Origin of the sequence: Nocardia sp. NPDC057227 (assembly GCF_042669725.1) — a bacterium.
GTDB classification, from domain to species: domain Bacteria; phylum Actinomycetota; class Actinomycetes; order Mycobacteriales; family Mycobacteriaceae; genus Nocardia; species Nocardia asteroides_A.
The window spans coordinates 1-14,326 of the sequence record NZ_JBHUXA010000001.1; the positions used below are offsets into that span (position 1 = coordinate 1).

Consider the following 14,326-nt stretch of genomic DNA (forward strand, 5'->3'; position numbering starts at 1 on the left):
GCGCGCACGCTGGCCGCGGCGAGCGGGCGCCGGGTGCTCGCGGTGCCCACCGACACCGGCGAGGACGAGCAGGTGCGGGCCCTGGTCGAGCGGACCGTCGCCGAACTCGGTGGCGTCGACATCCTGGTGAACTCGGCCGCCACCCCGTGGAGCGCGGGCGCCCCCGCCGACCTCGCCGCCACCTCCGACGAACTGGTGCGCCGCGAGGTCGAGATCAAGGTGCTCGGCTACCTGCGCACCGCCCGCGCGGTGGCGCCGCACCTGGTGGCGCAGGGCTGGGGCCGGATCATCAATATCAGCGGTCTCGGCGCCCGCCAGGCGAACTCCATCGCCCAGACCATCCGCAATGTCGGCGTCTCCGCGCTCACCAAGAACCTGGCCGACGAGCTCGGCCCGTACGGGGTCAATGTCACCGTCGTGCACCCCGGCCGCACCCGCACCGAGCGCCTCACCGACCGGCTCACCGCGCAGGCCGCCGAGACCGGCACCGGCGTCGCCGAACTCGAAGCCGGGCTGGCGCAGAACTCGATCCGCCGGATCGTCGACGCGAGCGAGGTCGCCGACGTCGTCACCTTCCTGGCCTCGCCGCGCAGCATCGCCCTCACCGGCGACGCCATCGCCGCGGGTGGCGGGGTTCCCGGCCCGATCTACTACTGAATCCAGCGTAGCGACTGGCCGTGCGGCCCGGCGAAGGCGACCGGGCGCTCGTTCACCGCGAGCACGAACTGCCGGGGTGGTGCCTCGGGCGCCAGGTCCGGAAAGACCGCGGGGGCCTCGTTGGAGATCCAGTGGCAGGGGAGTCCGGTGACGGTGCGGCGGAAGCGTTCCCGATCCGCGGGGCGCAGATAGCCGAGGACGGCGCTGTGGAAGACGACGACGGTGGCGTCGCGAGCCAGATCGTGCACGAGGTCGGCGACGTGCTCGTTCAGGTCGCCCGCGACGAGCCTCGGCGGGTCGGCGGCGGCGATGTCGAGTGCCGCGCGCAGCCGCTCGACCCGTTCGGTCTGCCCGGGCCAGACCAGGGTCTCCAGCCAGCGCCGGTCGTCCGGGTCGGCGGGGTGCAGCGGGTGCAGGTCGATCCCGGCCCGGTGGACGACCTGCGGCAGCCGGGCGGGGAACGGGACCGGGCCGGTGGCCGCGCAGGTCAGCCGGACCGGCGACGGGCCGTCCGCCGGCTCCAGCCGCGGGCCGCCGGTGTAGCGGTAGCCGAAGCGGTCCGGGTACAGGCACAGCCCCGCCGAGGCGCCGACCTCGAGCAACGCCAGCGGCCCGGCGAACCCGGCCAGGACCGGCAGCAGCACCGCCGCCCGGCCCACCTCGTTGGTCTGGGTGCTGCGGGCCAGCGCGGTCGCGCGCACCTCGGCCCAGTGCTCGGCGAGCCACGCCGGGAAATCCTCCGGCGCGACCACATCGGCGCCGTGCAGCCGCGCCGCCGCGAGGACCAGATTGGGCTGCTGCCTGTCGCCGGGCAGCGCGCCGACGAGTGCGGTCGCGCGCGGGTCGGCGGCGACGCTCAGGGCGAGGGCCTCGTATCGCGGGGACTCGCCACGGGCCTCACGCTCGGCGAAGACCCGGTACCGCCCGCTCACGTCGGCTCGCAGCACGCTTCCCACCCCCATCCCGGCGGACGATATGACCTGCCGCGAGCGGTGTCCGCTGTGTACCCTGCTCACACGCGATCGTGCCAGGACCCCGCCGGTCGCGCCCGGAGAGGAGCATGGCCGTGCTCGATTCACCCGACCCCGAGCCGCCCGCGCGCGGTTTCCTGCGCACCCCGCACCCCGTCGGGCTGGCCTGGGCGCTGCTGTTCTTCGTCTGGTCCATGACGCCGTCGCTGCTGCCCCGGGTCTGGTACCTGCAGGGCGTGGCGACCGGGCTGTCCATGATCACCGGGTACGGGATCGGGGTGCTGGTCGCCTGGGTGATCCGGCGCTGCGGGGTCGAGCCCGAGTGGTCGGCGCGCACGAAGCGGATCGGCTGGCTGGCGCTGGCCGCCGCGGCGGCGATCCTGGTGCCGCTGTTCCTGGTCCTCGGCTCGTGGTGGCAGCAGATCATCCGCGACCTGGTCGGGGTACCGCGTGCGGAGCGCTCCTACTACCTGCTGGTGCTGCTGATCGCGGTGGTCGTCGCGCTGCTGCTGCTCGCCGCCGGGCGCGGGATCGGCGCCGCCACCGCCGGATTGACCCGGCTCGGCGGGCGCTGGCTGCCCGCGCCGGTGGCCCGGCTGGGCGCGGTGGTGCTGGTGCTTGTGATCCTGGTGGTGCTGCTCAACGGCGCCCTGTACCGCGGGCTGCTCGGGGTGGCCGAGCAGTCGGCCAAGGCCGCCGACAAGGGCACCGCGGAGGGGGTCGAGCAGCCGCGGCTCCCGGAGCGCTCCGGTTCGCCCGCCTCGGCCGAACCCTGGGACTCGCTCGGCGCCGAGGGCAGAACCTTCGTGGCTGGCGGCCCGAGCGTCGAGCGGATCGCCGAGGTCACCGGCGCGCCCGCCCGGACTCCGATCCGGGTGTACGCGGGCCGCGAATCCGCGGACACCGTCGCCGGGATCGCGGACCGGGTCGTCGCCGAACTGGAGCGCACCAACGCCTTCGACCGCCGGGTGCTCGCGGTGGTCACCACCACCGGGCGCGGCTGGGTGAACGCGAACGTGGCGTCGAGCTTCGAGTACGTGGCAGGCGGCGACACCGCCATCGCCGCCATGCAGTACTCGTTCCTGCCCAGCGCGCTCTCCTTCGTCGCCGACCGGGAGACCCCGCAGGTGGCGGGGCGCGCCCTGTTCGAGGCGGTGTACAAGGTGTGGGCCGCGCGCCCGGAGGACCGGCGGCCGAAGCTGGTGGTCTTCGGCGAGAGCCTCGGCTCCTACGGCGGGCAGGCGGCCTTCGCCTCCGGCCCGGACCTGGTGGCCCGCACCGACGGCGCGCTGCTGGTCGGCACGCCGAACTTCGCCGAACCGTGGGGCCGGATCACCGCGGGCCGCGACCCCGGCTCGCCGGAGCGGCTGCCGGTGGTGGACGACGGCGAGCACATCCGCTTCGCCTCCCGCCCGGAGGACACCGCACTCGCCGCACCGTGGGAGTTCCCGCGGCTGGTGTTCTGGCAGCACGCCAGCGACCCGATCACCTGGTGGTCGTTCGACCTGGCCTGGCACCGCCCGGACTGGCTGCGCGAACCGCTCGGCCCCGACGTCGACCCGGGCATGCGCTGGATCCCGATGGTCACCTTCTGGCAGGTGACCATGGACATGGTCTTCTCCGCCGACGTCCCCGCCGGGTTCGGCCACACCTACGGCCCCGAGGCCGCGCAGCTGTGGGCCGAGATCCTCGACCCGCCCGGCTGGAACGCCGCCGCGACCGAGCGCGTCGAGAACGCCCTGCGCGGAAACTGATTCACCAGCCGGTGTGCCGCTCGACCCGGGTGAGCGCGCCGTCCCCGAGCACGTGGTAGCAGGCGTACTGCGCGGCGGTGGCGCAGGCGTGGTTGGGCAGCACCCGCAGCCGGGTGCCGACCGGCAGCTCGGGCAGCGGGCGGCCGCTGCCAGGGCGCAGCGCCACGATGCCGTGCTCCTGGCTGGCCCCGGTCACGAGCAGGTCGGGGAGCGGGGTCCCGGCGAGGTCGGTGACCAGGCCGTAGCCCTGGTCCACCGGCTGCTCGGCGGTGCCGCGGTCGCGGGAGAGCGCCATCCAGCCGCCGTCGGTCACGATCCAGCCCCGGTCCGGCCGGTGCCCGATCACCGTGACGACCACCGAGAGCGCGAGATCGTCGAGGGTGCAGATGCCGAGCCCGGCCATCACCAGGTCGAAGAACAGGTAGACACCCGCCCTGACCTCGGTGACCCCGGTGAGGTCGCGCACGGTGTGCGCGGTCGGGGTCGAGCCGAGGCTCACCACCGGACAGTCCAGTCCGGCTGCGCGCAGCACCTCGGCGGCGCCGACGACGGCGTCCCGCTCGCCCTTCGCCGCCGCGGCCTGCGCCTCGGGGGTGAAGGCGTGGTAGGAGCCGCCCGCGTGCGTGAGCACCCCGGCCAGCCGGTCGCCGAGCACCGCCCCGATCTCGGGTAGCAGCGGGTCGTCGGGGCGGAGCCCGGCGCGGCTGCCGTCCGCGTCGATCTCGATGAGCGCCGGAATCCCGGCCGCCGCGACCGCCTCGGCCTGGGCGCGGCTGTCCAGCAGGACGGTGAGCGCGACCCCGCGCGCCCGCAGCGCGGCCACCCTGGGCAGCTTGTGCGGGTCGATGCCGACGGCGTAGACGATGTCGTCGTACCCGGCGGCGGCGAAGTACTCGGCCTCGGCCGGCGTGGAGACGGTGATCGGCGCGCGGCCGTGCGCCCGCCGGACCAGCTCGACGGACTTGACCGTCTTCACGTGCAGCCGCAGCGGGACGCCGAGCCCGTCGAGGCGGTCCCGCAGGCGAGCGGCATTGCGGTCGACACGCGCCGGGTCGACCAGGGCGAAGGGGGTGTCGGGAAGCTCCAGGGGCATGCGCACGTCCGTGTTCCCGTCCTCATTTTATCCCGGACCCCGGGGCTTGCGGCAAGGCCCCGGTCTTCCCGCAGAATAGCCCGCCGAAGCCGGACGCTGCGGAAACGCGGGAAGTGAGGGGCATGACTGCCGAGGGGTACGACGCGGAACTACGGGACGAGCGCGAGTATGTGGCCGGGCTCTACACCCGGCTCGACGCCGAGCGCGCGCTGGCCCGCGACCGCCACGCGGCGGCGCTGCGCACGCCGGGCAACTCGCCGCTGGAGCGCGACGCGGAGGTGCGCGCGCTGGCCCGCGAGGTCGAGCGGCTGAACGTCGCCGACAACGGGCTCTGCTTCGGCAGGCTCGACTCCACCACCGGCGAGCGCTCCTACATCGGCCGCATCGGATTGCTCGACGAGCGCGCCGAATTCGAGCCGCTGCTGCTGGACTGGCGGGCGCCCGCGGCGCGCCCGTTCTACGTGGCCACCGCCGCGCACCCGGAGAACATGCGGCGCAGGCGGCAGTTCCACACTCGGGGGCGCACGATCACCGCCTTCACCGACGAGGTGCTCGGCCGCCCCGCGGGCGGCGAGAGCGGGGACGCGGCGCTGCTGGCCGCGGTGAACGCGCCGCGCGGGGACGGCATGCGCGACATCGTCGCGACCATCCAGGCCGAGCAGGACGAGATCATCCGGCTCGACCACGCCGGGGTGCTGGTGATCGAGGGCGGCCCCGGCACCGGCAAGACCGTCGTCGCGCTGCACCGGGTCGCCTACCTGCTCTACACCCAGCGCGAGCAGATGGCGCGCAACGGCGTGCTCGTGGTCGGGCCGAACCCGGCCTTCCTGCGGCACATCGGCCGGGTACTGCCCTCGCTCGGCGAGACCGATGTGGTGTTCACGACCACCGGCGACCTGGTGCCCGGGCTGCGCGTCACCGCCGAGGACACCCCGGCGGCCGCCCGGCTCAAGGGCTCGCTCGACATCCTTCCGGTGCTGGCCGCCGCGGTGGCCGACCGGCAGCGGCTGCCGGAACGGCCGATCGAGCTCGCGCTGAGCGACGTCACGGTCCGGCTCGACGCGGAGACCGCCGAGTGGGCCGGGCAGGAGGCGCGGGCGAGCGGGCGGCCGCACAACGAGGCGCGCGCGGTCTTCACCGAGATCGTGAGCTATGTGCTCACCGAGCGGGCCGCCGCCCGGGTGGGCCGGGGCTGGCTCACCCGCGACGACCGCGAGGCGTGGGCGAACCTGCGCGAGGACCTCACCGCCGAGCTCGCCGAACTGGAGACCTTCGCGGCCGCCCTGGACGAGCTGTGGCCCGTCCTCACCCCGCCCCAGCTGCTCGCCGCGCTCTACGAATCGCCGGAGCGGCTGGCCGCGGCAGGCGCCGACCCGGCGCTGCGGCGCGCCGACGGCACGGCCTGGACGGTCTCGGACGTCCCGCTGCTCGACGAGCTGACCGACCTGCTCGGCCCCGCCCACGGCGACGACGGCGCGGCCGAGCGGGCGCAGCGCGCCGAGGCCGCCTACGCCGCGGGCGTCCTCGACATCCTGGTGAACCGCGAGGACTCCATGGACGACGAGGACCACCTCTTCGCCTCGGACCTGCTATACGGCACCGACCTGGCCGAGCGCTTCGTCGAGCGCGACACCCGCGACCTCGCCGAGCGCGCCGCCGCCGACCGGGACTGGACCTACCGGCACGTGGTGGTGGACGAGGCGCAGGAGCTCTCCGACATGGACTGGCGGGTGCTCATGCGGCGCTGCCCCAGCCACTCCTTCACCATCGTCGGCGACCTGGCGCAGCGCCGCTCGCCCGCCGGGGCGCACAACTGGGGTGCGGTGCTCGACCGGTACGTGCCGGGGCGCTGGCTGTACCGGTCGCTGACCGTGAACTACCGGACCCCGGCCGAGATCATGGGGATCGCCGCGGCGGTGCTGGCCGAGTTCGCGCCCGCGGTGCGCCCGCCGGAGTCGGTGCGGGCCTCCGGGATCAGGCCCTGGTCCCGGCAGGTCGCGACGGACGAGATCGCCGCGGCCGTCGAGGAGTTCGTGCGTTCGGAGGCCGAGCAGCCGGGAACGGCGGTGGTGATCGGGCCGCCCCGGGTGCCTGGCGCGGTGCCAGCCGCGGCGACCAAGGGACTGGAGTACGACGCCGTGCTGGTGGTCGAGCCGGAGGCGATCCTGGCCGACGGCCCGCGCGGCGCCGCCGAGCTCTACGTCGCGCTCACCCGCGCCACCCAGCGGCTCGGGGTGCTGCACCGCGGCCAGCTGCCGCCCGCGCTGCGCGGGCTCGCGGAATACGGTTCGGAGCGGCCGCGTTGCCCAGCGGCGACACCCGAGCGACAGGAGAGCAGATGACCACCGCCACCGGAATCGTCCCGGAGGAGCTCCGCGACCTGCTGGAGCGCCCGCTGATCGCGAACCTCGCGACCGTGCGCGAGGACGGCAGCCCGCAGGTGAACCCCATGTGGTTCGGCTGGGACGGCGAGCTGCTGCGCTTCACGCACACCAACTTCCGGCGCAAGTTCCGCAACATCAGCGCGAACCCGGCCGTCGCCATCTCCATCGTGGACCCGGAGAACCCGTACCGGTACGTCGAGGTGCGCGGCGTGGTCGAGCGGATCGACCCCGACCCGACCGGCGGCTACTTCCGTGAGCTCAACGCCCGCTACAGCGGCCCCTACGGCCCGGACGACCCGAAGGACGCCGCCGACCGGGTGATCCTGGTGGTCCGGCCGACCGCCGTCGGCAAGCGGCACTGACCGCTCAGCCGGGCAGGAAGTAGACGACCTCCCAGAGGTGCCCGTCGGGGTCGCCGAAGTAGCCGGCGTAGATGCCCCACGGCCGCTCCAGCGGCGCGCGCACCATCGTCGCGCCCGCCGTCGCGGCCCGCTCCAGGATCTCGTCGACCTCGCCTCTGCTCTCGACGAACCAGCCCAGGCTCACCCCGGACCCGGTCACCCGGTCCGGGGTGACGCCCGCGTCCTTCGCCAGGTCGTCGCGGCCGTACAGCGACAGGATCAGCCCGCTGCCCAGCGTCAGCATGGCGGTGCTGCCGCCGGGGTTCTCCGCGTCGCCGGTGAACTCGGTGCCGATGATGCCGGGGAAGGGCAGTCCGAGGCCGTCGCGGTAGAACCGCAGCGAATGTTCCAGGTCCCGCACCCCGAGGGTGATCGCACTGATCGTCATGCTGCCAGTGAACCCCCTCGGCAGGCTCCCGGTCTTGTACGAATCGGACATCGTCCGGTGCGCGGACCATACTGTCTGCGCAGCAACAGCATTGGCGGCGAAGAACCTTCTTCCGAGCAGGGTAGGGTTTCCGGTCATGCCTTACGAGCTGCCCGAATGGGCGGAGTCGAAGCTGCGGGGAGTGACCCCCGATGAGATCGACCAGGTGTTGAGCGGGCGCCACAAATGGCCCCGGCCGTCGACAGGAGCGTCACTACGGGTCACACTGATAGCTGGACGCACCGAAGCGGGGCGGCCACTGTTCGTGGCAGTGCACCGAGTCGGGACGTTCCACTGGCTGGTCCTCGGCGCCGAGGAATTGACCGGTGCCGATCTGGCCGCGTTCGAGGATTGGGAGGAGCGTACCGATGAGCCGTTCACAGGGTGACCCCGTCGAAGCGGTCCGCGACGCACTCGTGGCCGAGTTCGGGCCGGACTGGAGCATTACCGAGCTGCGTCCCGATTCCCCCGACGCTCCCGCCGACGAGGTACCCGAGCACGAGCGCGGCACCCTGCGGGTGCGCCGCACGGTCTCGCTCAGCCTGCCCGCCGACCAGGACCAGGTCCTGATCGACAGTGCCCGCGCCGCTCACCTCAGCGTCGACGAAGTCGTCTCCACCTGGATCGGCGACGCCGCAACGGAGCGCCGCACCGCCTGACGGCGTAGAGCATGCCCGTCGGCATCCACCAGAGGCGAGGCAGCTCGGCTCCGGCGGCGGAGGGACCGGTCAGCTCCAGCGCCTCGAGGACAGGTTCGGCGATGCCGTCCCACAGCCAGCCGAGCGTGCGGTCCAACAGCCGTCCCGCTGCCGCCACAATTCGGCCACATAGTGGTGCGACACCGACACCCCCTCGGTCCGGGTGATCCACGCGGCCAGGATCCGGGCGCTAATCCTGGCCGCCGAAGGTCATTGACACGATCTGTCTAGAACGATCGGGAGTCCCGATTGCGCTCGATACACCGTTGATCGGGCACCTCGACAATTCCACTCAACCGGAAAGTGTTGGTATCCAGAGATTTTGACATCACCCGACGGGTTGCGGTGGCATAATCCTAGGTAGGAGCCATCTGAATTTGCCTGGTGGGGGAGAGGGCCGCCGTAGCCATGAGGTTACGCGCTGAACCCAGGCGCGATGGAGCCTTGATTCACGGAGGCACTATGAATACGACGCCCGCTGACCAGCCGCCACCGCGAACGTCGTCTACCGAAACTGTCGGCGTGCGATCGGCGGCGGAGATTCTGACCGCGACCGGGGCCATCCTCGGGCCGGCCGTGCGCACAGCGATCACGAGGCTGCCCGGCAGAATCGAGGAAATTGCCGCCTACCACTGCGGTCTGGATGTTCGCGACGCGTCGCGACCGGAATACGGCGGGAAGGCGATCCGGGCGGCGTTGACGTTGCTGTCGTGTGAAGCCGCCGACGGCGACCAGGAGCAGGCGATTGTGGCCGCGGTGGCGGTGGAGTTGGTGCATCACGCCTCGCTGCTGCACGACGACATCATCGACACCGATCGGTTCCGCCGCGCCCGGCCGGCGGCATGGGTGCGTTTCGGTACTCCGGCTGCGCTGCTGACCGGTGACGCCCTTTTCTTCCTGGCCGTCGAACTCCTCACCGAGACGGGCGGCCGCCTCGCCACCACGGGTGTGGGCGCACTGGCAAAGACCGTGCGCGACCTGATCCACGGCGAGTACACCGACTCCGTCACCAACGGGCACAACACCACCACGGTGGCGGAGATCGAGGCGGTAGCGGCAGCCAAGACAGCTGTGTTGATGGCCCGGGCATGCGCGTTGGGCGCTGTCGCTGCCGGAGCGGACGACGACACGGTGACTCATCTGTACCGGTTCGGTCACCACCTCGGGCTGGCGTTTCAATACACCGATGATCTGCTCGGATTGTGGGGCCGATTGCCTCGCACGGGTAAACCCGTCGGCACCGATCTGGCCGCACGGAGGAAAACGCTGCCGATCGTCTATGCACTGACCACCACGAGCGCGTCGGCGGGACAACTCACCGACCTGTACCACAGCCGGGACCCATTGACCCCGCAGCAGATCGAGTGGGGCATCCAACTCGTGGAGCAAGCGGGAGGGCGTGCCTGGGCGATGTCGCGAGCCGAACACCATCGAAGCCGAGCGCTCGAACACCTGGATGCGGCGGATCCAGCTCGTCCCGCCGCAACCGAACTCACCGCGCTGGCCGATCTGATCATCACCCGAGACAAATAAGGAACCCGACGATGGCCGCCCGCGCTGATGTCGACGCTCCGACGATTTACTGTCCCATACCATTCGCCATGCATCCTGAAGTCGATCGGCTCGAAGCCCGCTCACTGGACTGGCTGCACCGGTACGGGCTTGTGCCCGACCCGGCACGGATAGCCGCCGACAACACCGCCGAAGCCGCCGCACTGTCTATGCCCGTCGGTCCCACTGATCTGGTCCAGATCCACAGCGATATGTCATATTTCGGTCTTATCTTCGACGACGCGATGGGTGAGTCCGGCTCTGCCGGCCGGCAAAAGATTTCGTATATGACGGCCTATGCCCAGCGGGTGCCCTACACCCTGGCCGTGCCGGAGGCCGGGCTGCTGGATCCAGGCAACCGGTTCGAAGCTCCCTGGATCGACGTCGCCCGCCGCATCCATGCCTGCACCGACGCCACTCGAGCACGACGCTGGGCCCAGGGTGTCGGGCGGTGGCTGGATTGCATGGTATGGGAGCAGACCAGTCAGGCCGACACGGTGCTGGACCCTAACCACTACCTTGTTCGCCGACTCGGCACAATCGGGTTGCCCTATCTGGTGCCTCTGCTGGAGGCGGCCAGCGACGTCTCCATCGCAGACCGCGACACGCCCGCAGTGGACGCCCTTTTCGAGGCGGCGTGCACGCTGTGTGGTCTCGCCAACGACCTGTGCTCCTACGGGAAAGAGGCCCGCGACGGGGTCGGCGACTCCTATAATCTGGTGTCGCTGTTGGCCCGCCTGCGCGGGTTGTCGCTGAGCGAGGCGCTGGCCCAAACAGCCGTCCTGTTCGACCAAGTCATGGTGCTGTTCGTGGACCTGCGTGATCGCCTCACGCCCGAAGCGAGCCCCGCCCTGCTGCAGTTCCTCGACGCGCTCGGACACACTTTCCGCGGCACGATCGACTACCACTCCCGGGCCCGTACCGGCCGCTACCACGACGACGACGGCTCGCCGCTGTTCCGACTCGCTGTATCGGATATCCCCCCGACGCTGACAACGCGCATCCCCGAATTCTCGTCCATCCGCTGGTGGTGGGACCACCTCGACTCCTGAGGCGGAACTGCCGGCATTGGAGCAAGTCGGTGAGGTTCGCGAGCGTGTTCGCGGCGCCCGGGAACGAACCGGGCACGGATTTTTAGTTTGCCGCGAATATGCTGAGGTATAGCGTCGCCGTTGTGCCATCGTTCGACCCCCTGACTCGAGGAGCGTGTCGTGACCGGCTTGGCCCCCTTCTTCAGTGACGTGCAGTCGCACTACGACCTGTCCGACGATTTCTTCGCGCTCTTCCTCGACCCGACCCGGACCTACAGCTGCGCCTACTTCGAACACCCGGATATGACCCTGGAGCAGGCCCAACGGGCGAAGGTCGAGCTGGCGCTCGGCAAGTGCGACATCGAGCCGGGGATGACGCTGCTGGATGTGGGCTGCGGCTGGGGCTCGGTCATGCTGCGCGCGATGGAGCGCTACGACGCGAACGTCGTCGGCCTCACGCTGAGCAAGAACCAGCACGAGCACGTCGCCGATCTGCTCGAGCAGCACCGAGGCAAGCACAGTGCCGAGGTGTTGCTGCAGGGCTGGGAGGAGTTCGACCGGCCGGTCGATCGGATCGTCAGCATCGGCGCCTTCGAGCACTTCCGCCGGGAGCGCTACGACCAGTTCTTCGACCGCTGTCACGCCATCCTGCCGTCGGACGGCAAGATGCTGCTGCACACGATCGTGCAGTTCGACCGGCACGAGATCAGGGCGAAGGGGCTGCCGATCGACCGGGAGGTGCTGGAGTTCGCCCGCTTCATCGCGCGCGAGATCTTCCCCGGCGGGGAGCTGCCGCAGCCGGAGTGGGTGATCGAGGGCGCCGAGCGGGCCGGGTTCGAGGTGACCCGGGTGCACCCGCTGGGCCCGAACTACGCCATCACCCTCGATCGCTGGGCCGAGGCGCTGCGCGCGCACCGCGACGAGGCCATCGCGCTGACCTCGCCGCGGACCTACGACACCTACATCAAGTACCTGACCGGCTGCGCCGAGTTCTTCCGCGACGGCTACATCGACATCATGCAGTTCAGCCTCGCCAAGCCCGGCGCGGCCTGACCGGGTAGGTCAGTCGACGGTGAAGTCGCGCCAGGCGGCGGCGAGCCCCTGGCCGCGCAGCGAGGTGCTGCGCCCGTCGGCGAGCGGGTGCAGGGTGATGATGCCGAAGCCGATCCGCACCCGCTCCGGCAGCGCGGCCGCGCGCACGGTGTAGACGAGCGCGCCGCCCGCCCGCCACTCGACCCGCTCGGCCGCGCGGTCGATGGTGACCGCGTAGTGCTGGAACTCCCCGGCCTTCACCGCCTCGCCCGCGAGCGGGGCGTGCGCGACGTGGGTGAAGGCGTCGGCCGGGTCGACCACGCCGGGGACGAGGAGCCGCTCGTGGATGGCGTAGGCGTGCCGCCCGGTGGCGATGGCGTCGAAGACCTGCGCGGTGGCCATGTCGAGCACGTTGAAGGCGGCGAAGCCGTCGCGGTAGTCGGCGCCGTCGGTGCCGAGGTTGGTCGCGGCCATCCGCACGCCGAAGGTGCGCGGGCCCGCGGTGAGGTCGAACTCGGCGGTGGAGACCATGAGGAATTTGGGGTTGTCCAGGATCTGCACCGCCGGGTTGGCCAGGGTGAACTCCGGGATGCGCACCGCGACGGCGCCGCCGGAGACGGTGACCTCGGCGGCCGGGTCGGCGTAGCGCCAGGTCTCGTCCGGGCCGAGCGGGACCTCGAGGTACTGCCAGCGCTCGAGGTCGACGGCGGGGCCGGTGAGGTCGTCGTAGCCGGTCATCGCAGCTGCTCCGGCTTGCGTCCGAGGCCGCCGAGCAGCAGCCGCTCCTCGGTGAGCCGGGGGCGGAGGGCGGGGCCCGGCGGCCACCAGTCGTCCAGTTCGACCAGGCCGGGCTCGACGATCTCGAGGTCGCCGAAGAAGGTGGCGATCTGGTCGGCGGTGCGGTACCAGCCGGAGCCGAGCCCCATCTCGGTGAAGCGACGCTGCAGCTCGAGCGCCATGTCGTGCGCGGCGCCGCCGTCGGCGGGGTCGTAGAAGTGCGTGATGCCGACGTAGGAGCCGGGCGGAAGTGCCTCGATGTAGTGGCGCATGATGCCCGCCGGGTCGAGCGCGTCGTCCACGTGGTGCAGGATGCCGCAGAGGATGAGCGCGAGCGGGCGCTCGAGGTCGAGGTGCGCGGTGACCTCGGAGTGCCGGAGCAGGGTGTCCGGCTCGGTGAGGTCGGCCGGGACGAAGTGGGTGAACTCGTTCTGCTCGAGCAGCACCCGGCCGTGCGCGTTGCAGACCGGGTCGTTGTCCACGTAGACCACGGTGGCCTCGGGGTTCTGCTGCTGGGCGATCTCGTGGGTGTTGCCGACGGTGGGCAGCCCGGCGCCGATGTCGAGGAACTGGTCGATGCCCGCGGTACCGGCCAGGTAGCGCACCACGCGGTGCAGCCAGCGCCGGTTCATCCTGGCGACGTCGCTCTGCCTGGGTGCGACCTCGGCGACCCGGTCGCGCACCTCGCGATCGATCGGATAGTTGTCCTTGCCGCCGAGGGTGGCGTCGTAGACGCGGGCGATGCTGGCCCGGGTGGTGTCCACGCCGACCGGGGCGCGAACGCCGGTCTGCGGTGTGGCTTCGGACATGGGGACCTCTCTGTGCGGGTGCGAGGCCGCGGGATCGGGTGCCGATCCACCGCGGCTGGCCAAGCCTAGGAGCGTCACCGGCGCGGCGACAATAGCCGAATGTACTGAGCGACTTGCTGATTCGGGTTCGGCATCAGTGCACCGCCGGGCGCTCCAGCACCCGGCCGGGCAGCAGACCGGCGCCGACGTGGGTGACCCGCCACCAGTCGACGGTGATCTCCACCGCCTCGACCGGGGCGGACAGGAACGGCCGCAGCGCGGGCTCCTTGTCCACCACTGTGCGGAATATCTCCTCCCGCGCCTCCGACTCGGTGCGCACCGCCGCGGTGCCGACGCCCTGCGCGAAGGGTTCGAGGAAGCCGGTGGGCACCACCTTCACCCCCACCTGCGGATTGGCGCGCAGCGAATCGAGGGTGCGGCCGCTCGACTCCAGCACGACGAGGAGCCGGAACGGATCGCCGCCGCGCTCGGCGAAGAAGGCGTTGGAGCACCAGTTCGCACCTGCCTTCGAGGTGGCGAGATCGATGCTGGTGCTGGTCAGGATGGCGGACAGCCGATCGGCCACCTCGCCGTCGGTGAGCTGGATTTCGTGCGACGTCACGGTCGGCCCCCTGGCTTTCGATCCTCGTTGCGCTACGGCGGAACCGCCGGAGTACCCCGTCCGGCGCCGCTTGCCGCGCACTCTACGCACCCGCCCCGCGCTCCGCTCGATAACCGGCGATCCGATCGCACTGTCGGAGA

At 71.5% G+C, this 14,326-nt stretch carries 15 protein-coding genes; 9 read left to right on the forward strand and 6 right to left on the reverse strand.

Annotation, left to right across the window (positions count from 1 at the left end):
- The coding region (locus tag ACFUJ1_RS00005) for an SDR family NAD(P)-dependent oxidoreductase (protein ID WP_378640749.1) at window positions 1-657 on the forward strand (657 nt) is incomplete at its 5' end.
- On the opposite strand, the gene ACFUJ1_RS00010 is transcribed toward ACFUJ1_RS00005, so the two are convergent.
- Entirely contained in the window at window positions 651-1,619 is a 969-nt protein-coding gene (locus ACFUJ1_RS00010) for a DUF2332 domain-containing protein (protein WP_378640751.1), read from the reverse strand. The genes ACFUJ1_RS00005 and ACFUJ1_RS00010 overlap by 7 nt on opposite strands.
- A 104-nt stretch (window positions 1,620-1,723) precedes the next feature.
- On the opposite strand from ACFUJ1_RS00010, the gene ACFUJ1_RS00015 reads away from it, so the two are divergent.
- Window positions 1,724-3,382, forward strand: coding sequence for an alpha/beta hydrolase (locus ACFUJ1_RS00015; RefSeq protein ID WP_378640753.1), 1,659 nt, complete (start codon window positions 1,724-1,726; stop codon window positions 3,380-3,382).
- A gap of 1 nt (window position 3,383) precedes the next feature.
- Here the strand turns inward: ACFUJ1_RS00015 and ACFUJ1_RS00020 are convergent, their stop codons facing one another.
- Window positions 3,384-4,475 (reverse strand): alanine racemase, encoded by a 1,092-nt coding sequence (locus ACFUJ1_RS00020; RefSeq protein WP_378640755.1) that lies wholly within the window; start codon window positions 4,473-4,475, stop codon window positions 3,384-3,386.
- 122 nt (window positions 4,476-4,597) lie between these two features.
- On the opposite strand from ACFUJ1_RS00020, the gene helR reads away from it, so the two are divergent.
- Both helR and ACFUJ1_RS00030 read left to right on the forward strand, forming a co-directional pair.
- Window positions 4,598-6,817: an RNA polymerase recycling motor ATPase HelR gene (gene helR / locus ACFUJ1_RS00025; RefSeq protein ID WP_378640757.1), complete on the forward strand. Its 2,220-nt coding sequence runs from the start codon at window positions 4,598-4,600 to the stop codon at window positions 6,815-6,817.
- Window positions 6,814-7,221: a PPOX class F420-dependent oxidoreductase gene (locus tag ACFUJ1_RS00030; RefSeq protein ID WP_378640759.1), complete on the forward strand. Its 408-nt coding sequence runs from the start codon at window positions 6,814-6,816 to the stop codon at window positions 7,219-7,221. Before helR ends, ACFUJ1_RS00030 begins: the two co-directional genes overlap by 4 nt.
- A 4-nt stretch (window positions 7,222-7,225) precedes the next feature.
- Here ACFUJ1_RS00030 and ACFUJ1_RS00035 read toward each other — a convergent pair whose 3' ends face one another.
- Window positions 7,226-7,648, reverse strand: a complete 423-nt coding sequence (locus ACFUJ1_RS00035; RefSeq protein WP_378640761.1) for a VOC family protein — start codon at window positions 7,646-7,648, stop codon at window positions 7,226-7,228.
- Between the two features lie 136 nt (window positions 7,649-7,784).
- Here ACFUJ1_RS00035 and ACFUJ1_RS00040 point away from each other — a divergent pair, with 136 nt between their 5' ends.
- The 5 genes from ACFUJ1_RS00040 (at window position 7,785) to ACFUJ1_RS00060 (ending at window position 12,020) form a co-directional block, all read left to right on the forward strand.
- Entirely contained in the window at window positions 7,785-8,075 is a 291-nt protein-coding gene (locus ACFUJ1_RS00040; RefSeq protein ID WP_378640762.1) for a hypothetical protein, read from the forward strand.
- The gene (locus ACFUJ1_RS00045) at window positions 8,056-8,346 is read left to right on the forward strand and encodes a hypothetical protein (protein WP_378640764.1); all 291 of its coding nucleotides are present in this window, start codon (window positions 8,056-8,058) and stop codon (window positions 8,344-8,346) included. Before ACFUJ1_RS00040 ends, ACFUJ1_RS00045 begins: the two co-directional genes overlap by 20 nt.
- A gap of 501 nt (window positions 8,347-8,847) precedes the next feature.
- Window positions 8,848-9,918: a polyprenyl synthetase family protein gene (locus ACFUJ1_RS00050; protein ID WP_378640766.1), complete on the forward strand. Its 1,071-nt coding sequence runs from the start codon at window positions 8,848-8,850 to the stop codon at window positions 9,916-9,918.
- 11 nt (window positions 9,919-9,929) lie between these two features.
- On the forward strand, window positions 9,930-10,988 hold the full coding sequence (locus tag ACFUJ1_RS00055; RefSeq protein ID WP_378640768.1) for a hypothetical protein: 1,059 nt from the start codon (window positions 9,930-9,932) through the stop codon (window positions 10,986-10,988).
- A gap of 159 nt (window positions 10,989-11,147) precedes the next feature.
- Window positions 11,148-12,020, forward strand: coding sequence for a cyclopropane mycolic acid synthase family methyltransferase (locus ACFUJ1_RS00060; RefSeq protein WP_378640770.1), 873 nt, complete (start codon window positions 11,148-11,150; stop codon window positions 12,018-12,020).
- 9 nt (window positions 12,021-12,029) lie between these two features.
- Here the strand turns inward: ACFUJ1_RS00060 and ACFUJ1_RS00065 are convergent, their stop codons facing one another.
- The 3 genes from ACFUJ1_RS00065 to ACFUJ1_RS00075 all read right to left on the reverse strand — a co-directional run bounded on the left by ACFUJ1_RS00065 (window position 12,030) and on the right by ACFUJ1_RS00075 (window position 14,186).
- The gene (locus ACFUJ1_RS00065; protein WP_378640772.1) at window positions 12,030-12,737 is read right to left on the reverse strand and encodes a DUF6081 family protein; all 708 of its coding nucleotides are present in this window, start codon (window positions 12,735-12,737) and stop codon (window positions 12,030-12,032) included.
- Window positions 12,734-13,585, reverse strand: a complete 852-nt coding sequence (locus ACFUJ1_RS00070; protein ID WP_378640774.1) for an SAM-dependent methyltransferase — start codon at window positions 13,583-13,585, stop codon at window positions 12,734-12,736. The genes ACFUJ1_RS00065 and ACFUJ1_RS00070 overlap by 4 nt, the downstream gene beginning before the upstream one ends.
- 133 nt (window positions 13,586-13,718) lie before the next feature.
- Complete coding sequence (locus tag ACFUJ1_RS00075; protein ID WP_378640776.1) at window positions 13,719-14,186, reverse strand: hypothetical protein; 468 nt, start codon at window positions 14,184-14,186, stop codon at window positions 13,719-13,721.
- Window positions 14,187-14,326: the final 140 nt, after the last annotated feature.